This window comes from Oleiphilus sp. HI0128 (assembly GCF_001635365.1).
The window spans coordinates 1-604 of the sequence record NZ_LWGG01000423.1; the positions used below are offsets into that span (position 1 = coordinate 1).

Sequence of the window (604 nt, forward strand, 5' to 3'; positions counted from 1 at the left end):
AAAGTATTCAATCAACTCTAACAAGTTTAGCCTGCCTCGCCCCGGAAAAAGCCCCGGGGCTGGACTCGCTATCGCTCGCCGCAGCTAAAGGCGTTGGTATGACTCCCCACGTCAAGAGGCCCGCACAAAATCCTGCCGGAACCTCGGCCAGAGCCTTTCTTTTTAATTAACATTCTTCCCGTTAGGGAAGCGTCAACGCATCAGATGAAGCAAGTAATTTCGACGGTGATCATGCTGGTATTCGTGGGTTGCTAACGCGACGCGTTAACCTATCCAACCTTACTTATTACGTCGTGGTGCCTGTCTTCAGTCTATGCTCGTGGATCAATGTACTGCTAGCTCATTGCCAACCTAACGCCTTCGGTGATTGCACCACAGCCGCTGCTTGATCTTTTGCATTGACGCTAAACTTGTTCATGTATTATTCCTTATCTACTTAAGCGGGTACGCGTGAGATTCGTGTTTTTGGATCTATTCTGGGTAAGGTGACTTCCTTCGAGATTGACCAGATATAAGCTATCAGTTCTCGTGCGATCGCCGTTACCACGACACTTCGATGTTTACCTTTGTGTATTAGTCGTTGATATCGTCTACATAATCTCTG

At 47.7% G+C, this 604-nt stretch carries 1 pseudogene; it reads right to left on the reverse strand.

The window, feature by feature from the left end:
* Nucleotides 1–436: 436 nt before the first annotated feature.
* Nucleotides 437–604: pseudogene (locus tag A3763_RS27425) on the reverse strand (IS110 family transposase); the annotation flags it as partial.